A 22,455-nucleotide genomic window follows, 5' to 3' on the forward strand; every position below is an offset into this window, starting at 1 on the left:
CCCGTTATCCCTTCATTCAGCTGGCTAAGCGAGCCAGCAAGGAACAGCCTGATGAGGAAACTGCACTGATGCGTGCCTCACGCCCTTGCGCCTGGTAATCTAAGTGAATTTCGACATCCGGGTCAGGCAACACACCCGCACCTTGTTGCGGCCACTCCACCAGGCAAATGGCATCGTTGGCGAAATAGTCACGGATACCCATAAATTCCAGCTCCTCTGGGTCCGCAAGACGGTAAAGATCAAAGTGATATACCATCAGATTGTCGAGCGTGTAGGGTTCGACCAGGGTATAGGTTGGGCTTTTCACATTCCCTTTGTGGCCTAGCGCCTGTAAAAAACCCCGGCTGAAGGTGGTTTTACCCGCGCCCAAATCACCGTACAGATAGATGACGGTGGCACCGTCACAGGCCAGTGCCAGGCGCTTGCCGAGATCCAAAGTTGCCTGCTCGTCGGGTAAAGCAATCACACGATTAGTCATTTTCTACGTCAATCACATCCGGGTTAACAACACGCCGCAGCGTGTCAAAAAGATCGGTGGCCAGCATGCCGCGCGTTCCGTACTGCGCCGCCACTCTGTCAGCGGCGGCACCGTGCGCCACGCAGCCTGCAATAGCTGCATCATAAGGGGTAAGTTTCTGTCCAAGCAACGCGCTGATAATGCCGGAGAGCACATCGCCCATTCCGCCACTTGCCATTCCCGCATTGCCCGCGTCGATAATGCCCAACGCGCCAGATTCACAGGCCACTATCGTGCCTGCCCCTTTCAGAACCGCAACACCCCCATAACGTTTTACCAGACGCTGCGCAGAAAGTAAGCGATCGCTTTCAATTTCTGCGACGCTGCAGTTAAGCAGCCGCGCGGCTTCGCCGGGGTGTGGCGTCAGGATGCGATTGTGACGTTTATCAGGATTGATTGCCAGAAGGTTCAGCGCGTCGGCATCCCACAGCATCGGTTTACGGCAATTCTCGACTTTCTGTAGCGCTTTTTTGCCCCACTCCTGTTGACCCAGCCCCGGGCCTATCGCCACCACGTCTGCCCAGGCCAGGCTATCTTCGAGAGAGTGCTGCGTCAGTTCGCTGACCATCAGTTCAGGGCGAGCGGTAATTAACGGCGGGATGTTTTCGATGCGAGTGAGCACTCGCACCAGACCCGCGCCCGCCCGCAGAGCGGCCTCTCCGGTCATGCGAATCGCCCCTGCCGTGCCGTGATCGCCACCGATGATCACCAGTTTCCCGTGATCGCCTTTGTGGGACGTCGGACGGCGCGGCGGCAGCCACTGCGCAAGCTGGGAAGCATCAAAACGAGAAAGCGACGTCTCCTGGCCCGCGAGCCAGCTATCCAGGCCGAGCGCATGATGGTGAAGCGTCCCCACCACATCGCGCGCTTTGCCAGTCAACAATCCAGGTTTAAGGGCGATAAAGGTCACGGTAGCCGTGGCATGAATCACCGCGCCAGGCGTCGCGCCCGTTTGCGCCAGCAGGCCCGAAGGAATATCCAGGGCGATTACGGGAGCGGGATGGGTGTTAGCATGTTCAATCAGTGTCGCAACGTTGTCGCGCGGAGCCTGGCTCAGCCCGGTGCCGAGTAAACCATCAATAATCAGATCGATACCCTCTGGCCAGACGATATCCGAAGCATGGATCACGCCACCGGCGTTTAGCCAGGCATCCCGGGCTTCGCTCGCCTCGTCTGGCAACGGTTTGTCGCTCTCCAGTGCCAGCAGGGTCACATTCAGGCCAGCGGCGGCGGCCAGTCGGGCCACCACGTAGCCATCGCCGCCGTTATTGCCGTGTCCGCAAAGAATCAACCAATGAGTGGCGTGCGGATAGGTTTCACGCGCAATGCGAAACGCCGCTTCGCCCGCGCGGAGCATCAGCTCATACAGGGTAATGCCCAGGCTATCTGCCGCCTCTTTTTCAGCGCGTCGCAGGTCATCCGCAGGCCAAATGGAATGTGGTATACTTGCGGGGATTTTCTTCACCGTATGGTCCGTCATGTCACAGCCCCTCGATCTCAATCAATTAGCGCAAAACATTAAACAATGGGGCGCTGAGCTTGGCTTTCAGAAAGTCGGTATCACCGATACTGATCTTTCCGCGAGCGAGCCAAAACTGCAGGCCTGGCTGGACAAACAATACCACGGCGAAATGGAGTGGATGGCGCGTCACGGGATGATGCGCGCCCGGCCCCACGAGCTTTTACCGGGTACCCTGCGCGTCATTAGCGTTCGCATGAACTACCTCCCCGCTAACGCGGCGTTTGCCCGCACGCTGAAAGATCCTTCTCTGGGTTACGTCAGCCGATATGCGCTTGGGCGTGATTATCATAAGCTTTTGCGTAACCGCTTAAAAAAACTCGGGGAAACTATCCAGCAGCACTGCGGCTCGCTGAATTTTAGACCTTTTGTCGACTCTGCGCCTATTCTTGAGCGCCCTATCGCTGAAAAAGCCGGGCTTGGCTGGACAGGTAAGCACTCACTTATCCTCAGCCGCGACGCAGGCTCATTCTTCTTTCTCGGTGAATTGCTGATAGATTTGCCGCTGCCGGTCGACGGCCCGGTCGAAGAAGGGTGTGGTCGCTGCGTGGCGTGCATGACCATCTGCCCGACGGGAGCGATTGTCGAGCCTTACACCGTGGATGCACGCCGCTGCATCTCGTATCTCACCATCGAACTGGAAGGGGCGATCCCCGAAGAGTTCCGCCCGCTGATTGGCAATCGAATTTATGGCTGTGACGACTGTCAGCTCATCTGCCCCTGGAATCGCTACTCGCAGCTCACGGATGAAGACGATTTTAGTCCCCGCAAAGCGTTACATGCGCCGAAACTGACGGAGCTGTTTGCCTGGGACGAACCGTATTTCCTCAGGATCACTGAAGGTTCGGCAATTCGCCGTATCGGCCATCTGCGCTGGCTGAGAAATATTGCCGTTGCGCTGGGAAATGCTCCCTGGGACGAGGCTAATATTCTGGCGCTTGAAAAGCGCAGAGGTGAGCACCCACTTCTCGACGAACACATAGAATGGGCGATTGCGCAGCAAATTGAGAAGCGAAACGCCTGTGTAGTCGAGGTGCAATTACCTCAGAAAAAACGTCTGGTGAGAGTGATCGAAAAGGGGCTTGTGCGCGACGCCTGAACTATTCACAGCCTGTGAATAAAATCATGAAGTCAGCAACCATCGGGCTTTGCAGAGAGGTCAAGAGATCTCAATAACATTTTGAAATGATATTTTTATCTTTATATTCAATTGCTTATGAATATACCGTTCACCCTGCGAAGGTTTTTGGGCTTTTAGCAAAATAGTGGGATCTGTGGATAACTCTGTTCACAAGAGTTTGTCAGAAACAAAAGAAAGCGTCCCCAACGAAGAACTTCGCTGTGGATAAACTGGGTATGAAGAAGAATTTGGAGCGGGAAACGAGACTCGAACTCGCGACCCCGACCTTGGCAAGGTCGTGCTCTACCAACTGAGCTATTCCCGCTTGGGTGGTGCGTGTCTTGCGACACTTTTCAAATTTTGGAGCGGGAAACGAGACTCGAACTCGCGACCCCGACCTTGGCAAGGTCGTGCTCTACCAACTGAGCTATTCCCGCTTGGGTGGTGCGTACATCTTGCGATACTTTTCAAATTTGGAGCGGGAAACGAGACTCGAACTCGCGACCCCGACCTTGGCAAGGTCGTGCTCTACCAACTGAGCTATTCCCGCAAAAATTTGTTGCTGTCGTAACGTGTAATTCTCTGTCGTTACGGGAGGCGCATTATACGAGAAATCCTTTTAGCTGCAACCCCCCTGAAAGCGATTTTTTTGAAATCCTGTTCAAGTGCCTAATTAATCGGCAAGCTGCACAATTTAACGGCAAAAACCCGGCTGCGCAAGCGCGCCGGGCAGCAAACTTACAACTTAATAAAGTTTTCGCGGTAATACGCCAGCTCAGCCACCGACTCACGAATATCGTCCATCGCCTGATGGGTGCCCTGCTTTTTGAAGCCATCCAGAATTTCCGGTTTCCAGCGACGCGCCAGCTCTTTCAGGGTGCTCACATCCAGATAACGGTAATGGAAATAGGCTTCAAGCTCCGGCATGTACTTAAACAGGAAGCGGCGATCCTGGCCGATGCTGTTACCGCAGATCGGTGATTTTCCGGCCGGCACCCACTGTTTCAGAAACTCAATGGTCGCCAGCTCCGCGTCGCGATCGCCCTGAGTGCTGGCTTTCACGCGCTCTACCAGTCCGCTGCCGGTATGGGTGCGCACGTTCCAGTCGTCCATCAGCGCCAGCTGTTCGTCAGACTGATGTACCGCAATGGTCGGGCCTTCCGCCAGAATGTTCAGGTTGGCATCGGTCACCAGCGTTGCGATCTCAATGATGCGATCGCGCTCGGGATCCAGACCGGTCATTTCAAGATCAATCCAAATCAGGTTGTTTTCATCCGCGCTCATGTTATTTTCCACCCTTCTCGCATAACCGGCAGTAGCAGGTTAACTAGTATTAATTAGTGTGTATCATAGAGGTTTTGCCCGATACGGGCGACCAGGAGTCAGCACGATTGAGTAAAAATAAACTCTCCAAAGGGCAACAGCGCCGTGTGAGTGCCAACCATCAGCGCCGTCTTAAGACCACTTCGGAGAAACCCGATTACGACGACAACCTGTTTGGCGAAACGACCGAAGGCATGGTGATCAGCCGTTTCGGCATGCACGCCGATGTGGAAGCCGCCGACGGTAGCGTCCACCGCTGCAACATTCGTCGCACCATCCGTTCACTGGTGACCGGTGACCGCGTGGTATGGCGTCCAGGCAAAGCGGCGTCCGAAGGTGTCAACGTAAAAGGGATCGTCGAAGCGGTACATGAGCGCACGTCCGTTCTGACACGCCCCGACTTCTACGACGGCGTCAAACCGATCGCTGCCAACATCAATCAGATCGTGATTGTATCGGCGATCTTACCCGAGCTTTCGCTCAATATTATCGACCGCTATCTCGTTGCCTGCGAAACGCTGGACGTTGAGCCGCTGATCGTGCTCAACAAAATCGATCTGCTGGATGACGACGGTATGGCATTTGTGAACGAGCAAATGGACATCTACCGTAATATTGGCTATCGCGTACTGATGGTCTCCAGCCACAAGAAAGATGGCCTGAAACCGCTTGAAGAGGCGCTCACCGACCGCATCAGCATCTTTGCGGGCCAGTCTGGCGTGGGGAAATCCAGCCTGTTAAACAATCTTCTGGGGCTGCAGGACGAGATCCTGACCAACGATGTGTCCGACAACTCCGGGCTGGGTCAGCACACCACCACGGCCTCGCGCCTATACCACTTCCCACACGGCGGCGATGTCATTGACTCCCCAGGGGTGCGTGAATTTGGTTTGTGGCACCTTGAGCCGGAACAAATCTTCAATGGATTTGTCGAATTCCATGACTATTTAGGCGCTTGCAAATACCGCGACTGTAAACACGATAACGACCCTGGCTGCGCCATTCGTGAAGCGGTTGAAAACGGGAAAATTGCCGAAACCCGTTTCTACAACTATCACCGCATTCTCGAAAGCATGGACCAGGTAAAAACGCGTAAAAACTTTTCTGATTCTGATAACTGACAACTAAGCTAAGCGTCGCTAAAATCGTCCCCTTTTTTCAGGTTCCGGCGCTATGAAGCCGGATCAGGAACGACAAAACAATGGCCTGGAGGCTACCTTGTTAAACTCATTCAAACTTTCGCTTCAATACATTCTGCCTAAACTATGGCTCACCCGCCTGGCGGGCTGGGGCGCGAGCAAACGAGCGGGCTGGCTGACTAAGCTGGTTATCGATCTGTTCGTTAAATACTACAAGGTCGACATGAAAGAGGCGCAGAAGCCGGACACCGCCAGCTACCGCACCTTCAACGATTTCTTTGTCCGCCCATTGCGTGATGACGTTCGTCCGCTGAACACCGACCCGAATGTGCTGGTGATGCCGGCAGACGGCGTGATAAGCCAGCTTGGCAAAATCGAAGAAGACAAAATCCTGCAGGCCAAAGGCCACGACTACAGCATGGAAGCCCTGCTGGCAGGTAACTACCTGATGGCAGACCTGTTCCGCAACGGCTCATTTGTCACCACCTACCTCTCGCCGCGCGACTATCACCGCGTACACATGCCGTGCAACGGTATCCTGCGTGAGATGATCTACGTGCCAGGCGATCTGTTCTCCGTGAACCATCTGACGGCGCAAAACGTCCCGAACCTGTTCGCCCGTAACGAGCGCGTCATCTGCCTGTTTGATACTGAATTCGGTCCCATGGCGCAGATTCTGGTGGGTGCTACCATTGTTGGCAGCATCGAAACCGTCTGGGCTGGCACCATCACGCCGCCACGCGAAGGTGTAATCAAACGCTGGACATGGCCGGCTGGCGAAAACGAAGGCTCTATTGCCCTGCTGAAAGGCCAGGAGATGGGTCGCTTCAAACTGGGTTCTACCGTGATCAACCTGTTCGCGCCGGGTAAAGTGAATCTGGTGGATTCTCTGCAAAGCCTGTCCGTGACCAAAATTGGTCAGCCGCTGGCTATCTCGACGGAAACCTTCGTGACACCAGAAGTCGAGCCTGTGCCACTGGCAGAAGAAGAGATTAAAGCCGAACACGACGCCAGTCCGCTGGTTGACGACAAGAACGACCAAGGCTAACCAAAGGGGTTACTGAAGTGCGCCCGATTATCATTTTTCTGATGGCCTGGTGCCTCAGTACAGGGGCGTACGCAGCGACAGCCCCTGATGCCAAACAGATCTCTCAGGAACTGGAGCAGGCAAAGGCGGCCAAACCCGCCCAGCCGGAAGCCGTTGAGCAGCTCCAGGCCGCGCTGAACGCGCTTGAGGAACGTAAAGGTTCCCTCGAGCGCGCAGAGCAATATCAGCAGGTTATCGATAACTTTCCCAAACTCTCCCAAACGCTCCGCTCGCAGCTGAATAATTTACGCGATGAGCCGCGTAACGTTCCGTCGGGCATGACGACGGACGCCCTGAATCAGGAAATCCTGCAGGTCAGCAGCCAGCTGCTGGAGAAAAGCCGTCAGGCGCAGCAGGAGCAAGAGCGGGCGCGTGAAATCGCAGATTCGCTCAGCCAACTGCCCCAACAGCAAACCGATGCTCGCCGCCAGCTGAACGAAGTCGAGCGTCGTATCGGCACCCAGCCCGGTAATAATCCGCAAAATCTCAGCCTGCAGGCCGAATCGGCCAAACTGAAAGCCCTGGTCGATGAGCTTGAGCTGGCCCAGTTGTCTGCCAATAACCGTCAGGAACTGGCGCGAATGCGTTCCGAACTGGCGCAGAAACAGGGCCAGCAGCTCGATACCTATCTGCAAGCCCTGCGAAATCAGCTTAACAGCCAGCGTCAGCGCGAGGCAGAACGCGCACTGGAGAGCACCGAACTGCTGGCAGAAAACAGCGAAAATCTCCCGGCGGGGATCGTGGCGCAGTTCAAGATTAACCGCGAGCTGTCCGCAGCCCTGAACCAGCAGGCCCAGCGTATGGATTTGGTGGCCTCGCAGCAGCGCCAGGCGACCAATCAGACGTTACAGGTGCGTCAGGCGTTGAACACCCTGCGCGAACAGTCCCAGTGGCTGGGTTCATCGAATCTGCTGGGCGAAGCCTTACGCGCTCAGGTAGCGCGTCTGCCGGAGATGCCTAAGCCGCAGCAGTTGGACACGGAAATGGCGCAGCTGCGCGTCCAGCGTTTGCGTTATGAAGACCTTCTCAACAAACAGTCTCAAGTCCGTCAGCAGCATCAGGCCGATGGCGAGCCGTTGACCAGCGAAGAGAACCGCATTCTCGACGCTCAGCTGCGCACTCAGCGCGAATTGCTGAACTCTCTGCTGCAGGGCGGCGACACGCTGATTCTGGAACTGACCAAGCTGAAAGTCTCCAACAGCCAGCTGGAAGACGCGCTGAAAGAGGTGAACGAAGCCACGCACCGCTATCTGTTCTGGACCTCCGACGTGCGGCCGATGAGCATCTCCTGGCCGATTGACCTCGTGCAAGACCTGCGCCGCCTGATTTCACTGGATACCTTTGGTCAGTTGGGCAAAGCGGGCGTGATGATCCTCACCAGCAAAGAGACGATTTTCCCGCTGCTCGGCGCGCTGATTCTGGTTGGTTTTAGTATTTACTCGCGCAGGCACTTCACCCGCTTCCTGGAGCGTTCCAGCGCCCGGGTGGGGAAAGTGACGCAGGACCACTTCTGGCTCACGCTGCGCACCGTGTTTTGGTCGATTCTGGTGGCGTCCCCGCTGCCGGTGCTGTGGATGACGCTGGGCTATGGCCTGCGAGAAGCCTGGCCGTATCCGCTCGCCGTAGCGATTGGCGATGGCGTGACGGCCACGGTGCCGTTGCTGTGGGTGGTGATGATTTGCGCGACCTTTGCCCGTCCAAACGGGCTGTTTATCGCCCACTTCGCCTGGCCGCGCCAGCGCGTAACGCGGGCGATGCGCTATTACCTGATGAGTATCGGGCTTATCGTGCCGCTGATTATGGCGCTCATTATGTTCGATAATCTCAACGACCGTGAGTTTTCCGGCTCCCTCGGACGTCTGTGCTTTATGCTGATCTGCGGCGCGCTGGCGATGGTAACCCTGAGCCTGAAGCGAGCCGGAATTCCGCTGTATGTCGACAAAACCGGCAGCGGCGAAAACATGGTGAACCGCATGCTGTGGAACCTGCTGCTCAGCGCTCCGCTGGTGGCAATTCTTGCCGCAGCAGTCGGGTATCTGGCAACCGCCCAGGCTCTGCTTGCCCGTCTGGAAACGTCGGTGGCGATCTGGTTCCTGCTACTGGTCGTGTATCACATTATCCGCCGCTGGATGCTGATTCAGCGTCGCCGACTGGCGTTTGACCGTGCCAAACATCGTCGCGCCGAAATCCTCGCCCAGCGTGCGCGTGGCGAAGACGATCCGCACAGCACCAGCAGCACTGAAGGCACAACAGAAGTGGACGAGGTCGAACTGGATCTGGATGCCATCAGTACCCAGTCCCTGCGCCTGGTGCGCTCCATCCTGATGCTTATCGCGCTGCTGTCGGTGATTGTACTGTGGTCGGAGATCCACTCGGCGTTTGGCTTCCTTGAGAACATCTCTCTGTGGGATGCCACATCTACTGTGCAGGGCGTCGAAAGCCTTGAGCCGATTACGCTGGGTGCGGTGTTGATTGCGATTCTGGTGCTGATCATTACCACCCAACTGGTGCGTAACTTCCCTGCTCTGCTGGAGCTGGCGCTGTTACAGCATCTGGATCTCACCCCCGGCACCGGATATGCCATCACTACGATTACCAAATACCTGATTCTGCTGTTTGGCGGACTGGTTGGCTTCTCGATGATTGGGATTGAGTGGTCCAAGCTGCAATGGCTGGTCGCGGCACTGGGTGTCGGTCTGGGCTTTGGTTTGCAGGAGATCTTCGCCAACTTCATCTCCGGCCTGATCATCCTGTTCGAAAAACCTATCCGCATTGGCGATACCGTGACGATCCGCGATCTGACCGGGAGCATCACCAAGATCAACACCCGTGCGACTACCATTAGCGACTGGGATCGCAAAGAGATCATCGTGCCGAATAAGGCGTTTATCACCGAGCAGTTTATCAACTGGTCGCTGTCCGACTCCGTCACGCGTGTGGTGCTGACCGTTCCGGCGCCATCAGATGCTAACAGCGAAGAGGTGACGCAGATTCTGTACACCGCTGCCGAGCGCTGTTCGCTGGTGATCGATAACCCGGCACCGGAAGTGTTCCTGGTCGATTTGCAGCAGGGGATTCAGATTTTCGAACTGCGTATCTACGCCGCCGAGATGGGCCACCGTATGCCGCTGCGTCATGAAATCCACCAGCTGATTCTGGCCGGGTTCCGCGAGCACGGTATTGATATGCCATTCCCACCGTTCCAGATGCGTCTGGAAACACTCGATGGGCATAAAACGGGAAGAACGTTGACGTCTGCGGCGCGCAAGCGCCCGGCGGGAAGTTTGTAGGGTAAGTAGGGTCTGATGCACTCACCCGCCCTCTCCCTCAGGAGAAGGGCTCACATAAAAAACCCTCTCTCGAGAGGGTTTTTGCTGCTTATCTAGGCGCGATCAACCGTAAACGCAATCACATCGCCTAATTGCTCGGCGCCGAGCGCCAGCATCACCAGACGATCCACGCCCAGCGCTACGCCGGAGCAGTCTGGCAGACCGGCTTTTAATGCTTCCAGCAGATGGGTATCAATCGGCTGCTGCGGCAGGCCGCGCGCGGTACGCTTGCGGTTATCCTGTTCGAAGCGCTGCTGCTGTTCGCGGGCATCGGTCAGCTCGTGGAAACCATTCGCCAGTTCCATGCCTTTGTAATAGACCTCAAAACGCTCGGCGACGCGGTGATCTTCGGTGCTGATCTGCGCCAGCGACGCCTGACTTGCCGGGAAGTGATAGACAAAGGTCGGGCGGTCTTTACCAATCTGTGGCTCCACGCCAAAGGTGAACAGCAGTTGCAGCAAGGTATCGCGATCTTCTTCTGTATCCGCGACGTTGCTCAGATCCAGCTTCGCTGCCACTTCACGCAGCTGCGTTTTGTCCGCGGACAGGGGATCGATTTCCAGATGACGCTGGAAAGCCTGCTGATAAGAGAGCGTCTCAGCGCCGGCGCACTCCAGCACCTGTTGCAGCAGATCGTCCACTTCGTTCATCAGACGGTACATGTCGTAATGCGGGCGATACCACTCCAGCATGGTGAACTCTGGGTTGTGGTGGCGCCCCATCTCTTCATTGCGGAAGCTGCGGCACAGCTGATACACCGGGCCACAGCCCGCCGCCAGCAGGCGCTTCATGTGATATTCCGGGCTGGTCATCAGGTACAGATTCATCCCCTGAGAATGACCAGGACCGACAAAACGGGTTTCAAACGGGACCAGATGAATATCTGTTACCGTTGCCTGACTCATGCACGGCGTTTCCACCTCAAGTACACCACGGTCAGCAAAGAAGCGGCGAATTTCTGCCATAATTGCTGCACGTTTTAACAGGTTAGGGATGGTTGCGCTCGGCTGCCAGGTGGCCGTTTCGCTCATGGGAATTTTCTCCGGATTCAGACAAGGGCACGAAGTCTACTCGTTAGCGGGGAGAGAGACAAATTTTGCACAGTAAATTTTCTCGATTCAGCAATCCGCTAAATTCCGTGACGCAATCCATCAATTACGGTGATAAATCCCAGGACTTAACAGCAAAAAAATCGAACGCGTCAAATTTCCCCCACATCCATACGGTTATACTGTTTTACCCATAAAGGAGCAGTGGAAACGCATTCGCAACCGCCCTTGCGGCAAGTGAAACCTGTCAGGTCACACGTTGCGAAAAAACAAAAATCTGGAGGAATGTCGTGCAAACTTTTCAAGCCGATCTTGTCGTTATAGGTGCTGGCGGTGCAGGATTACGGGCTGCGATTGCTGCAGCCCAAGCGAATCCAACCGCTAAAATCGCACTGATTTCAAAAGTCTATCCGATGCGCAGCCACACGGTTGCCGCAGAAGGAGGGTCCGCCGCCGTAGCGCAGGATCATGACAGCTTCGAATACCATTTCCACGACACGGTTGCAGGGGGCGACTGGCTTTGCGAACAGGACGTCGTTGACTACTTTGTCCATCACTGCCCGACGGAAATGACCCAGCTGGAGCAGTGGGGCTGCCCGTGGAGTCGCCGTCCGGATGGTAGCGTTAACGTGCGCCGCTTCGGCGGGATGAAGATCGAACGCACCTGGTTTGCCGCCGATAAAACCGGCTTCCACATGCTTCACACCCTGTTCCAGACCTCCCTTCAGTTCCCTCAAATTCAACGCTTCGACGAACACTTCGTCCTCGACATTCTGGTTGACGACGGTCATGCCCGTGGTCTGGTGGCGATGAACATGATGGAAGGCACGCTGATTCAGATTCGCGCCAATGCGGTAGTGATGGCGACGGGCGGTGCAGGCCGTGTCTATCGCTACAACACCAACGGCGGGATCGTCACCGGTGATGGCATGGGCATGGCGCTTAGCCACGGCATTCCGCTGCGCGACATGGAGTTCGTGCAATACCACCCAACCGGTTTACCGGGTTCCGGCATTCTGATGACGGAAGGCTGCCGTGGTGAAGGCGGTATTCTGGTCAACAAAGATGGCTATCGCTATCTGCAGGATTACGGCATGGGCCCGGAAACACCGCTCGGTGAGCCGAAAAACAAATACATGGAACTCGGTCCGCGCGACAAAGTTTCTCAGGCGTTCTGGCACGAATGGCGCAAAGGTAACACCATCTCCACGCCGCGCGGCGATGTGGTCTATCTCGACCTGCGCCATCTGGGCGAGAAGAAATTGCTGGAGCGTCTGCCGTTCATCTGCGAACTGGCGAAAGCCTACGTTGGCGTCGACCCGGTGAAAGAACCGATCCCAGTGCGTCCAACGGCGCACTACACCATGGGCGGTATCGAAACCGATCAGCAGTGCGAAACACGCATCAAAGGGCTGTTTGCCGTCGGGGAGTGCTCTTCCGTCGGCCTGCACGGTGCCAACCGTCTCGGCTCCAACTCGCTGGCAGAGCTGGTGGTGTTTGGTCGTATGGCAGGTGAGCGTGCGATGGAGCGTGCTGCTACCGCCGGTGAAGCCAACAGCGCCGCGCTCGACGCGCAGGTAGTGGATGTCGAAAAACGCCTGAAAGCGCTGGTTAACCAGGAAGGGACGGAAAACTGGGCGAAAATCCGCGACGAAATGGGGCTCTCCATGGAAGAAGGCTGCGGCATCTACCGTACGCCGGAGCTGATGCAGAAAACCGTCGATAAGCTGGCGGAACTGCAGGAGCGCTTCAAACGCGTGCGCATTACCGATACCTCCAGCGTGTTTAACACCGACCTGCTCTACACCATCGAGCTGGGCCACGGCCTGAACGTTGCCGAATGTATGGCGCACTCCGCCCTGGCGCGTAAAGAGTCGCGCGGCGCGCATCAGCGTCTGGACGAAGGCTGTACCGAACGCGACGACGTGAATTTCCTCAAGCATACCCTCGCTTATCGCGACGCGGACGGTACCACTCGTCTGGATTACAGCGACGTGAAAATTACCACGCTGCCACCAGCAAAACGCGTGTATGGGGCAGAAGCGGAAGCAGCCGATAAGAAGGAGAAGGCGAATGGCTGAGATGCAGACGTTGAAAATTGAAGTGGTGCGCTACAACCCGGAAGTGGACGTCGCACCGCACAGCGCGTTCTACGACGTGCCTTTTGATGAGCAGACCTCCCTGCTGGATGCGCTCGGGTACATCAAAGATAACCTGGCACCCGACCTCAGCTATCGCTGGTCCTGCCGCATGGCTATCTGCGGCTCCTGCGGCATGATGGTCAACAAAGTGCCGAAACTAGCCTGTAAAACCTTCCTGCGCGAGTACACCAAGGGCATGAAGGTCGAAGCGCTGGGTAACTTCCCGATTGAACGCGATCTGGTGGTCGATATGACCCACTTTATCGAAAGTCTGGAAGCGATTAAGCCTTATATTATTGGCAACCCGCGCACGCCGGATCAGGGTCCAAACACCCAAACCCCGGCGCAGATGGCGAAATACCATCAGTTCTCCGGCTGCATCAACTGCGGTCTGTGCTACGCCGCCTGCCCGCAGTTTGGCCTGAATCCGGAGTTTATCGGCCCGGCCGCCATCACGCTGGCACACCGTTATAACGAAGACAGCCGGGACCACGGGAAGAAAGAACGTATGGCGCAGCTGAACAGCCAGAACGGCGTGTGGAGTTGCACCTTTGTGGGCTATTGCTCGGAAGTGTGTCCGAAGCATGTCGACCCGGCCGCCGCTATTCAGCAGGGTAAAGTGGAAAGCTCGAAAGACTTTCTTATCGCCACCCTGAAACCACGCTAAGGAGTGCATGATGACGACTAAACGCAAAGCCTACGTGCGGCCAATGCCAGCCACCTGGTGGAAGAAACTGCCGTTTTATCGCTTCTATATGCTGCGTGAAGGCACGGCGGTTCCCGCGGTCTGGTTCAGCCTTGAACTGATGTACGGCCTTTTCGCGCTGAAGCACGGTCCGGAAACCTGGGCCAGTTTTGTGGGCTTCCTGCAAAACCCGATCGTGGTGATCCTGAACCTGATCGTGCTCGCCGCCGCGCTGCTGCATACGAAAACCTGGTTTGAGCTGGCGCCGAAAGCAGCAAACATCATCGTGAAAGGCGAGAAAATAGGACCGGAGCCTGTCATTAAAGGGCTTTGGGCGGTGACTGCAGTGGTGACTGTGGTCGTTCTGTTTGTGGCACTGTTCTGGTAAGGAGGCCTGAGTGATTAATCCCAATCCAAAACGCTCTGACGAGCCGGTATTCTGGGGCCTGTTCGGTGCAGGCGGCATGTGGAGCGCCATCGTCGCACCGGTCATCATCCTGCTGGTAGCGATCCTGCTGCCGCTGGGGCTGTTCCCTGGCGATGCGCTGGGCTACGACCGCGTGTTTGCGTTCGCCAGCAGCTTTATTGGCCGCGTGTTTATCTTCCTGATGATTGTTCTGCCGCTCTGGCTGGGGCTGCATCGCATCCACCACGCCATGCATGACCTGAAAATCCACGTGCCAAACGGCAAGTGGGTATTCTACGGTCTGGCAACCATTCTGACGGTTGTCACCCTGGTTGCTATCGTCACAATTTGATATTGTGCGTCTTCATCCGGCCCGCCCTTCCGGCGGGCTTTTTTTATGGAAGATGCTCAGATGAAAAAATCACTTTGCTGTGCGTTACTGCTCAGCGCGTCATTCTCAACGCTCGCGGCACCCGTGACAGACAAACAGCTGGCCGACATCGTTAACCGCACCATTGCCCCGCTCATGCAGGAGCAGGCTATCCCCGGCATGGCGGTCGCGGTGATTTACCAGGGCAAACCTCACTTCTTCACCTGGGGTAAAGCCGATATAGAAGCTAACCGCCCCGTCACTCAGCAAACCTTGTTTGAACTGGGTTCCGTGAGTAAAACCTTCACCGGTGTGCTGGGCGGCGATGCCATCGCGCGCGGCGAAATTCGCCTGAGCGATCCTGTGACAAAATACTGGCCTGAGCTGACGGGTAAGCAGTGGCAGCACATTAACCTGCTTCATCTGGCGACCTACACGGCGGGTGGTTTGCCGTTGCAGGTGCCTGATGAAGTAACCGATCGGGCTGCCTTGCTGAAGTTCTATCAAGACTGGCAGCCACAGTGGGCGCCCGGCGAAAAGCGTCTTTACGCGAACGCCAGCATTGGCCTGTTTGGTTCGCTTGCGGTCCAACCCTCCGGTATGAGCTTTGAACAGGCCATGACCACGCGCGTACTCCAGCCGCTGAAACTTAATCACACCTGGCTGACCGTACCTGAGAGCGAACAGCAGCATTACGCCTGGGGCTATCGCGACGGCAAAGCGGTTCACGTTTCGCCGGGCCAGCTGGATGCAGAGGCCTACGGCGTTAAAACCACGATTGAGGATATGGCGAGCTGGGTACAGGCCAACATGAATCCGGCAACCGTAAGCGATCAAAAACTGCAGCAGGGCATTACGCTTGCCCAATCGCGCTACTGGCAGATCGGTGAGATGTATCAGGGCTTAGGCTGGGAAATGCTGAACTGGCCGGTGAAGGCGAAAACGGTGGTGACCGGCAGCGATAATAAAGTGGCACTGGCACCGGCCACTGCGGTGGAAATTAATCCGCCTGCGCCTGCCGCGAAAGCATCATGGGTACATAAAACCGGATCCACCGGCGGATTTGGCAGCTACGTGGCCTTTATTCCGGAAAAAGATCTCGGCATCGTGATGCTGGCGAATAAAAGCTATCCCAACCCAGCTCGTGTAGATGCCGCGTTCCGTATTCTTGACGCGCTCCAGTAACCTTTTGTCCCGCATTTTCCTTGCTGTCATCTACACTTAACAAAAAAACAGCAAGGAAACTTCTATGCGCATTTTGCCTGTTATCGCCGCGGTGACAGCCGCGTTTTTAGTTGTGGCCTGTAGTTCCCCTACCCCGCCGAATGGCGTCACCGTAGTTAATAACTTTGATGCACAGCGTTATCTCGGTATCTGGTATGAAATCGCCCGCCTCGATCACCGCTTTGAGCGCGGGCTACAGCGCGTCACCGCAACCTACAGCACCATGGATGACGGTGGCATTCAGGTCATTAATAAGGGATATAATCCAGAGCGTGGAATGTGGCAACAGACGATCGGCAAAGCCTACTTTACCGGCGACCCGAGCAGAGCCGCACTGAAAGTGTCGTTCTTTGGCCCGTTCTACGGCGGGTATAACGTGATTGCGCTGGATCGGAAATATCGCCATGCGCTGGTCTGCGGGCCGGATCGCGACTATCTGTGGATACTCTCACGCACACCGACTATTTCTGACGAAATGAAAAAGCAAATGCTCGATGTCGCGACCCGACAAGGGTTTAATGTGTCGAAATTAATCTGGGTTGAACAGCCGCATTAATGGGTGCTGAGTTTAAGCCCAATAATCCCCGCGACGATTAACGCGAGGCTGGCGATTCGCGCCGGACTCGCGGACTCCCCCAACAGTAGAATGCCGGTAATTGCCGCACCGACTGCGCCAATCCCCGTCCACACGGCATAGGCTGTCCCCACGGGCAGCGTGCGCATCGCCCAGGAGAGCAGTGCAATACTGACAATCATCGCGGTGACGGTAATGATGCTGGGCGTGAGGCGCGTAAAACCGTGGGTGTATTTCAGGCCAATGGCCCATACCACTTCCAGCAAACCGGCGATCAAAAGAATTATCCAGGACATATCAGGCTCCTTAACTTAAATAACAGTCTGGGGCCGTCCCCGGTGAGAGAAGCGCTTGCAGGTCGTCCCGCAAGGCTGAGTTGAGAGGCCTATTCTGCGCAAGATGTGATTTTTTTTCAATCTGTTTGCTGAATGTAAGTAAAAGCCTGAAATAGCCTCAGTATGCAACGGAGTTCCATCATTTATCACTCATCGGACTTCCCTATGATGGTGTGCTTTCTGATGGCAGAAAGCCGAACCCGTTGCCTGATGCGAAAAAAAACATGTTTAAAATTCTCTTGATTGACCGTTGTCACTTCACCCGCTCAGGGTTTGCAGCATGGCTCAATCATTCAGGTCTGTTCCCCGGCTCTTTTATGGTTACCGGCGTTAACAACCTGTTCCTTGCCCGGGAGCATATCCTGCAATGGAACCCTACACTGATTATTGCTGACTTAAATAGTTTTACTCAGGATATGGGTGATATCCAGCAACTCTCCTCGCTGCTCATTGCCAGCGAGACGCGGCCTTTTATTTTGCTGCAATCCAGCGAAAAAACGGACATGTCGCAATATATAAAACAGTTCCCGCTGTGGGCATCGCTGTGTAAAAACACGCCGCTCTACACGCTAGCGACGGTGATTAATGACGCCCTGAGTTCCTGTGCCAGCTATGAGATACCGCAAATTGCGACGCCGCTCCTGACACGACAGGAAGAGAAAGTATTAGCACTGTGGATGGAAGGTGCCAGCAATCAGAAAATTGCCGGAAAGCTGAGTATTAACAGTAAGACGGTCTACACCTACAAACGGAACATCCGTATGAAGCTGCATATGGATACGAGGTTTTCACCGTTTTTGACACTTCAGGACGTTGCAAGCTGACGGTACGGTGGCAGTTCCGTACCGTCCGTTAACACCGCTATTAATTCTGTGCTTTCGTTGCTGCACCAGAAATAGCGTTACCGCCGCTTTGGATATCTTCACCCACGCCACGCGTGGTGTTGCATGCGGTTAATACTGAGGAAAGCACCAGTACAGAAAAGATCGCTGCAATTGTTTTCTTAACCATAATATATCTTCCTTTTATAGCCAATGTTATTTGTGTATAGCCACTTAAGGATAGACAAAATCCCGCCGGTCGACGGAAAAGGACGTATTTTTTCGGAGTTTTAGAAGTGATTAGCTGGCCGCGTGGGAAATAATATGGCCCAGATCTTTAATATCCTCGCCGACACCACGTGCGGTATTGCACCCGGAAAGGATCGCGCTGGAGAGCACCAGCATCAGCAGAATTTTAACGGTACGTTTCATCATCCCTGCCTGAATCAATCAGGCGCAGCAGACGCTGCGCCTCAATCATTTACATGAATTACTTCACGCGGGATACGTATTCGCCAGAGCGAGTATCCACTTTGATCACTTCGCCAATCTGAACGAACAGTGGAACTTTAACCACTGCGCCAGTGGACAGCGTTGCTGGCTTGCCGCCAGTCCCTGCGGTGTCACCTTTCAGGCCTGGATCGGTTTCAATGATTTCCAGCTCAACAAAGTTAGGCGGAGTCACGCTGATAGGCTGACCGTTCCACAGGGTCACGATGCATTCAGCCTGATCCAGCAGCCATTTCGCGTTGTCACCAACGGCTTTCTCGTCAGCAGCCAGCTGCTCGAAAGTTTCGTTGTTCATGAAGTGATAGAACTCGCCGTCGTTGTACAGGAAGGTCAGGTTCATATCGACCACGTCAGCGCCTTCAGCGGAGTCGGTGGATTTGAAGGTTTTCTCAACACGGGTACCGGTCAGCAGGCGACGCAGCTTAACGCGCGCAAATGCCTGGCCTTTACCTGGTTTAACGAATTCGCTGGCTTCAACCGCATACGGTTCGCCGTCCATCATGATTTTAAGACCAGCACGAAAATCGTTGCTATAGTAAGTCGCCATAAGGCCCTCTGAAAATTGTTAACTGGTAGCTAAGCCACAAAATGGCGCATATTGTAACCCTAAATACCCCGTCCAGAGAAGATTGGTTATCGCAACTTGCCGATGTAATCACCAGTCCTGATGAACTGCTGCGTCTATTGAATATAGGCACGGATGAAAATTTGCTCGCCGGTCGTGAAGCAAAACGCCTCTTTGCCCTGCGCGTGCCGCGTGCGTTTGTCGCGCGTATGGAGAAAGGCAATCCCGACGATCCGCTTCTGAAACAGGTGCTTACCTCGCAAGATGAGTTCGTGACAGCGCCGGGCTATAGCACCGATCCGCTGGAAGAACAGAACAGCGTGGTGCCGGGCCTGCTGCATAAATACCTCAACCGTGCGCTGCTGCTGGTGAAAGGTGGCTGTGCGGTAAATTGTCGCTATTGCTTCCGTCGCCACTTCCCGTATGCCGAAAATCAGGGCAATAAGCGCAACTGGCAGGTGGCACTGGACTATATTGCCGCCCATCCGGAGCTGGATGAGATCATCTTTTCCGGTGGCGATCCGCTGATGGCAAAGGATCATGAGCTGGACTGGCTGCTCACGCAACTCGAAGCGATCCCGCACATCAAACGGTTACGCATTCACAGTCGTCTGCCGATTGTGATCCCCGCGCGCATTACGGATACCCTGGTTTCGCGCTTCGAACAGTCGCGACTGCAAATCCTGCTGGTGAATCATATTAACCACGCCAACGAGATCGACGACGCATTTCGTTCGGCGATGGTTCGTCTGCGCCAGGCTGGCGTGACCTTGTTAAACCAGAGCGTGCTGTTGCGCGGCGTGAATGATAACGCACGTGCGCTCGCCGATCTGAGCAATGCGCTGTTTGATGCGTCGGTTATGCCCTATTACCTTCATGTGCTGGACCGCGTTCAGGGTGCGGCGCATTTCATGGTGAGCGATGAGGAAGCCCGGCAGATTATGCGGGAGCTGCTGACGCTGGTATCAGGCTATATGGTGCCGAAACTGGCGCGAGAAATTGGTGGTGAGCCGAGCAAAACGCCGCTGGATTTGCAGCTACGTCAGTCGTAAAAAGCGGATGGTGTAGAGTCAAAACAAAACGGCAACCGGTGTTGCCGTTTTTTGTTTGTAGCCTCTGCGATAAACAGAGGGTTCAGGTGAGGACATTAGCCCGCACGAGACTCAGTTCGGGCACTTATAGACCTGGCCGTTCATGGAACTCGCCGTCGGGACAAAGCTCGACAGAATGCCTTGTGACGGGCTGCTCACACCGTAAATGACGTTGCCACCCATTGCCGCCGCCTGGTTACGAAGCGCATTCGCTGCACCACGCATTGAACCGCCTTCGTCACCGTGCTGACCCGACATCCAGTTACTCTGCTCACCGGTTGCCGAACCTAACAGCTGGCACTCGCTGCCCGGCTTATCTTCCACAAAGCGAACGCCCTGACCCGCCGAGGAGAGCTCATTACTGGAGCTACAACCTGCCAGCAGCAACGCTGCCCCTACGATCCCTGCACAGACTTTAACGCGCATGTTATTCCCCGTTTGCAATAAGCTGGACAAGAGTTGTCCGTGTGTAAACCTTATACTAAAAAGATGAACAAAAGAAAAACCCCCAGACATTTCTGCCTGGGGGTTTTTCAATTCCGGGAGGGTTACGCCCAACGCATTCTGGTTACAGAACGATGCCGGGCGTAGGGCAATTACATCATGCCGCCCATTCCACCCATACCGCCCATGCCGCCTGCGCCTAAGTCAGGAGCATCGCCTTTAGGCAGGTCGGTCACCATGCATTCGGTGGTGATCATCAGACCCGCTACAGAGGCCGCGTACTGCAGAGCAGAACGGGTAACTTTAGTTGGGTCCAGGATACCGAAGTCGATCATGTTGCCGTATTCTTCAGTTGCTGCGTTGTAACCGTAGTTACCTTCGCCTGCTTTCACGTTGTTCGCCACAACAGACGGCTCTTCACCGGCGTTGGACACGATCTGACGCAGTGGAGCTTCCATTGCGCGCAGCGCAACTTTGATACCCACGTTCTGATCTTCGTTCTGAGCAGTCAGGCCAGCAAGTTTAGCGGCAACGCGAACCAGCGCAACACCACCACCCGCAACCACGCCTTCTTCTACCGCAGCACGGGTTGCGTGCAGGGCGTCATCAACGCGCGCTTTCTTCTCTTTCATTTCAACTTCGGTAGCAGCACCGACTTTGATTACTGCAACGCCGCCTGCCAGTTTCGCTACGCGCTCCTGCAGTTTTTCACGGTCGTAGTCAGAGGTCGCTTCTTCGATCTGCTTACGGATCTGAGTAACACGGCCCTGGATTGCGCCTTCGTCACCCACGCCATCGATGATGGTGGTGGTGTCTTTGTTGATCACAACGCGTTTCGCCTGACCCAGGTCTTCCAGAGTCGCTTTTTCCAGCTCCATACCGATTTCTTCAGAAATCACGGTACCGCCGGTCAGCGTTGCGATGTCCTGCAGCATCGCTTTACGACGATCGCCGAAGCCAGGTGCTTTAACCGCAGCGACTTTCACGATGCCACGCATGGTGTTAACCACAAGCGTTGCCAGTGCTTCGCCTTCAACATCTTCAGCGATGATAACCAGCGGTTTACCGGCTTTCGCAACGGCTTCCAGCACTGGCAGCATTTCACGGATGTTGGAGATTTTTTTGTCAGCCAGCAGGATGAACGGGCTTTCGAGTTCAACAGCGCCGGTTTCTGGCTTGTTGATGAAGTATGGGGAAAGGTAGCCGCGGTCGAACTGCATACCTTCTACTACGTCCAGTTCGTCTTCCAGACCGGTACCGTCTTCAACGGTGATCACGCCTTCTTTACCGACTTTGTCCATCGCTTCAGCGATCAGTTTACCTACGGTTTCGTCGGAGTTAGCGGAGATAGTACCAACCTGCGCAATCGCTTTAGAGTCGGAGCATGGTACGGACAGGGCTTTCAGCTCTTCAACAGCGGCGATAACCGCTTTGTCGATACCGCGCTTCAGGTCCATTGGGTTCATGCCCGCAGCAACAGCTTTCAGGCCTTCAGCGATGATCGCCTGAGCCAGCACGGTCGCGGTGGTGGTACCGTCGCCTGCAGCGTCGTTCGCTTTAGAGGCAACTTCTTTCACCATCTGCGCGCCCATGTTTTCGAATTTGTCTTCCAGTTCGATTTCACGTGCAACGGAAACGCCATCTTTAGTGATGGTTGGTGCGCCGAAGGATTTATCCAGCACTACGTTACGGCCTTTCGGGCCCAGGGTCACTTTAACTGCATCTGCCAGTACGTTTACGCCGCGCAGCATTTTCACACGAGCGTCGTTACCGAATTTTACGTCTTTAGCTGCCATGTTCTTATTTCCTCAAATTCGTTCAGTATCGTTTCGCGGATTACGCTTCAACAATTGCCAGGATGTCGCTTTCGGACATGATCAACACTTCTTCATTGTCGATCTTCTCGGATTTCACGCCGTAGCCATCGTTGAAAATCACGATGTCGCCAACTTTAACGTCCAGCGGTTGCACTGTACCGTTTTCCAGGATGCGGCCCTTACCGACAGCGATGATTTCGCCACGAGTTGATTTGGCTGCTGCAGAACCGGTCAGTACGATGCCGCCTGCAGATTTGGTTTCAACTTCTTTACGCTTGACGATCACACGATCATGTAACGGACGAATACTCATTGATAGCTCTCCTTCGAGAAAGTCATTATCAGTTATGGAAGACGCCGGGCCGTAAAAGGTTTACCGACTGGTGCCC

The 22,455-nt window shown here is 55.2% G+C and carries 23 protein-coding genes and 3 tRNA genes; 12 read left to right on the top strand and 14 right to left on the bottom strand.

What is annotated here, in order from left to right; genetic code table 11:
• Positions 1-16: 16 nt before the first annotated feature.
• Together tsaE and nnr are read right to left on the bottom strand one after the other, a co-directional pair.
• Positions 17-478, bottom strand: a complete 462-nt coding sequence (gene tsaE / locus ABIE11_RS15750) for a tRNA (adenosine(37)-N6)-threonylcarbamoyltransferase complex ATPase subunit type 1 TsaE (protein WP_100777899.1) — start codon at positions 476-478, stop codon at positions 17-19.
• A complete protein-coding gene (nnr, locus tag ABIE11_RS15755; protein ID WP_429184846.1) occupies positions 471-1,997 on the bottom strand; it encodes a bifunctional ADP-dependent NAD(P)H-hydrate dehydratase/NAD(P)H-hydrate epimerase in 1,527 nt (508 codons plus the stop codon). The genes tsaE and nnr overlap by 8 nt, the downstream gene beginning before the upstream one ends.
• Between nnr and queG the strand changes: the two genes are divergently transcribed.
• Positions 1,996-3,135 (top strand): tRNA epoxyqueuosine(34) reductase QueG, encoded by a 1,140-nt coding sequence (gene queG, locus ABIE11_RS15760; protein WP_319424112.1) that lies wholly within the window; start codon positions 1,996-1,998, stop codon positions 3,133-3,135. The two genes, nnr and queG, sit on opposite strands and share 2 nt — an antisense overlap.
• A 270-nt stretch (positions 3,136-3,405) precedes the next feature.
• On the opposite strand, the gene ABIE11_RS15765 is transcribed toward queG, so the two are convergent.
• The 4 genes from ABIE11_RS15765 to orn form a co-directional block, all read right to left on the bottom strand.
• A tRNA-Gly gene (locus ABIE11_RS15765) sits at positions 3,406-3,481 on the bottom strand.
• Positions 3,482-3,517: 36 nt separating this feature from the next.
• Positions 3,518-3,593 (bottom strand) — tRNA-Gly (locus ABIE11_RS15770).
• 37 nt (positions 3,594-3,630) lie between these two features.
• Positions 3,631-3,706 (bottom strand) — tRNA-Gly (locus tag ABIE11_RS15775).
• Between the two features lie 188 nt (positions 3,707-3,894).
• Positions 3,895-4,440, bottom strand: a complete 546-nt coding sequence (gene orn / locus ABIE11_RS15780; RefSeq protein WP_100777902.1) for an oligoribonuclease — start codon at positions 4,438-4,440, stop codon at positions 3,895-3,897.
• Between the two features lie 107 nt (positions 4,441-4,547).
• Here orn and rsgA point away from each other — a divergent pair, with 107 nt between their 5' ends.
• From rsgA to mscM, 3 genes are all read left to right on the top strand, one after another.
• The gene (gene rsgA, locus ABIE11_RS15785; protein ID WP_100777903.1) at positions 4,548-5,600 is read left to right on the top strand and encodes a small ribosomal subunit biogenesis GTPase RsgA; all 1,053 of its coding nucleotides are present in this window, start codon (positions 4,548-4,550) and stop codon (positions 5,598-5,600) included.
• A 97-nt stretch (positions 5,601-5,697) separates the two neighbouring features.
• On the top strand, positions 5,698-6,666 hold the full coding sequence (asd, locus tag ABIE11_RS15790; protein WP_429184847.1) for an archaetidylserine decarboxylase: 969 nt from the start codon (positions 5,698-5,700) through the stop codon (positions 6,664-6,666).
• A gap of 17 nt (positions 6,667-6,683) precedes the next feature.
• The gene (gene mscM / locus ABIE11_RS15795; protein WP_429184848.1) at positions 6,684-9,995 is read left to right on the top strand and encodes a miniconductance mechanosensitive channel MscM; all 3,312 of its coding nucleotides are present in this window, start codon (positions 6,684-6,686) and stop codon (positions 9,993-9,995) included.
• A gap of 92 nt (positions 9,996-10,087) precedes the next feature.
• Here mscM and epmA read toward each other — a convergent pair whose 3' ends face one another.
• On the bottom strand, positions 10,088-11,065 hold the full coding sequence (gene epmA / locus ABIE11_RS15800) for an elongation factor P--(R)-beta-lysine ligase (protein ID WP_100777906.1): 978 nt from the start codon (positions 11,063-11,065) through the stop codon (positions 10,088-10,090).
• Between the two features lie 308 nt (positions 11,066-11,373).
• Here epmA and frdA point away from each other — a divergent pair, with 308 nt between their 5' ends.
• The 6 genes from frdA (at position 11,374) to ABIE11_RS15830 (ending at position 16,465) form a co-directional block, all read left to right on the top strand.
• Positions 11,374-13,164: a fumarate reductase (quinol) flavoprotein subunit gene (frdA, locus tag ABIE11_RS15805; RefSeq protein WP_129035671.1), complete on the top strand. Its 1,791-nt coding sequence runs from the start codon at positions 11,374-11,376 to the stop codon at positions 13,162-13,164.
• Complete coding sequence (locus tag ABIE11_RS15810) at positions 13,157-13,891, top strand: succinate dehydrogenase/fumarate reductase iron-sulfur subunit (protein WP_100777908.1); 735 nt, start codon at positions 13,157-13,159, stop codon at positions 13,889-13,891. The genes frdA and ABIE11_RS15810 overlap by 8 nt, the downstream gene beginning before the upstream one ends.
• A 10-nt stretch (positions 13,892-13,901) precedes the next feature.
• Positions 13,902-14,297, top strand: a complete 396-nt coding sequence (gene frdC, locus ABIE11_RS15815) for a fumarate reductase subunit FrdC (RefSeq protein WP_429184864.1) — start codon at positions 13,902-13,904, stop codon at positions 14,295-14,297.
• Positions 14,298-14,307: 10 nt separating this feature from the next.
• On the top strand, positions 14,308-14,667 hold the full coding sequence (frdD, locus tag ABIE11_RS15820; RefSeq protein WP_102104428.1) for a fumarate reductase subunit FrdD: 360 nt from the start codon (positions 14,308-14,310) through the stop codon (positions 14,665-14,667).
• A gap of 60 nt (positions 14,668-14,727) precedes the next feature.
• Complete coding sequence (gene ampC / locus ABIE11_RS15825; protein ID WP_429184849.1) at positions 14,728-15,870, top strand: CMY2/MIR/ACT/EC family class C beta-lactamase; 1,143 nt, start codon at positions 14,728-14,730, stop codon at positions 15,868-15,870.
• Between the two features lie 64 nt (positions 15,871-15,934).
• Positions 15,935-16,465: a lipocalin family protein gene (locus tag ABIE11_RS15830; RefSeq protein WP_429184850.1), complete on the top strand. Its 531-nt coding sequence runs from the start codon at positions 15,935-15,937 to the stop codon at positions 16,463-16,465.
• Here the strand turns inward: ABIE11_RS15830 and sugE are convergent.
• Positions 16,462-16,779, bottom strand: a complete 318-nt coding sequence (gene sugE / locus ABIE11_RS15835) for a quaternary ammonium compound efflux SMR transporter SugE (protein ID WP_100777912.1) — start codon at positions 16,777-16,779, stop codon at positions 16,462-16,464. The genes ABIE11_RS15830 and sugE overlap by 4 nt on opposite strands.
• A gap of 263 nt (positions 16,780-17,042) precedes the next feature.
• Here sugE and ABIE11_RS15840 point away from each other — a divergent pair, with 263 nt between their 5' ends.
• On the top strand, positions 17,043-17,642 hold the full coding sequence (locus tag ABIE11_RS15840) for a LuxR C-terminal-related transcriptional regulator (protein ID WP_100780775.1): 600 nt from the start codon (positions 17,043-17,045) through the stop codon (positions 17,640-17,642).
• A 40-nt stretch (positions 17,643-17,682) separates the two neighbouring features.
• Here ABIE11_RS15840 and ecnB read toward each other — a convergent pair whose 3' ends face one another.
• From ecnB to efp, 3 genes are all read right to left on the bottom strand, one after another.
• Positions 17,683-17,829 carry a lipoprotein toxin entericidin B gene (gene ecnB / locus ABIE11_RS15845; RefSeq protein ID WP_100777913.1) on the bottom strand — a complete coding sequence of 49 codons (147 nt, stop codon included), beginning with the start codon at positions 17,827-17,829 and terminating at the stop codon, positions 17,683-17,685.
• Between the two features lie 110 nt (positions 17,830-17,939).
• Positions 17,940-18,071 carry an entericidin A/B family lipoprotein gene (locus tag ABIE11_RS15850; RefSeq protein ID WP_429184851.1) on the bottom strand — a complete coding sequence of 44 codons (132 nt, stop codon included), beginning with the start codon at positions 18,069-18,071 and terminating at the stop codon, positions 17,940-17,942.
• A gap of 58 nt (positions 18,072-18,129) precedes the next feature.
• On the bottom strand, positions 18,130-18,696 hold the full coding sequence (gene efp / locus ABIE11_RS15855; RefSeq protein ID WP_095280459.1) for an elongation factor P: 567 nt from the start codon (positions 18,694-18,696) through the stop codon (positions 18,130-18,132).
• Positions 18,697-18,737: 41 nt separating this feature from the next.
• Between efp and epmB the strand changes: the two genes are divergently transcribed.
• Positions 18,738-19,766, top strand: coding sequence for an EF-P beta-lysylation protein EpmB (gene epmB / locus ABIE11_RS15860; RefSeq protein WP_429184852.1), 1,029 nt, complete (start codon positions 18,738-18,740; stop codon positions 19,764-19,766).
• Between the two features lie 111 nt (positions 19,767-19,877).
• Here the strand turns inward: epmB and ABIE11_RS15865 are convergent, their stop codons facing one another.
• From ABIE11_RS15865 to ABIE11_RS15875, 3 genes are all read right to left on the bottom strand, one after another.
• On the bottom strand, positions 19,878-20,231 hold the full coding sequence (locus ABIE11_RS15865; protein ID WP_100777916.1) for a DUF4156 domain-containing protein: 354 nt from the start codon (positions 20,229-20,231) through the stop codon (positions 19,878-19,880).
• 170 nt (positions 20,232-20,401) lie between these two features.
• Positions 20,402-22,045, bottom strand: coding sequence for a chaperonin GroEL (groL, locus tag ABIE11_RS15870; protein ID WP_100777917.1), 1,644 nt, complete (start codon positions 22,043-22,045; stop codon positions 20,402-20,404).
• Positions 22,046-22,085: 40 nt separating this feature from the next.
• Positions 22,086-22,379, bottom strand: coding sequence for a co-chaperone GroES (locus tag ABIE11_RS15875; RefSeq protein ID WP_003855929.1), 294 nt, complete (start codon positions 22,377-22,379; stop codon positions 22,086-22,088).
• Positions 22,380-22,455 lie beyond the last annotated feature (76 nt).

Source organism: Lelliottia sp. 489 (genome assembly GCF_050435885.1).
Classification (GTDB): domain Bacteria; phylum Pseudomonadota; class Gammaproteobacteria; order Enterobacterales; family Enterobacteriaceae; genus Enterobacter; species Enterobacter nimipressuralis.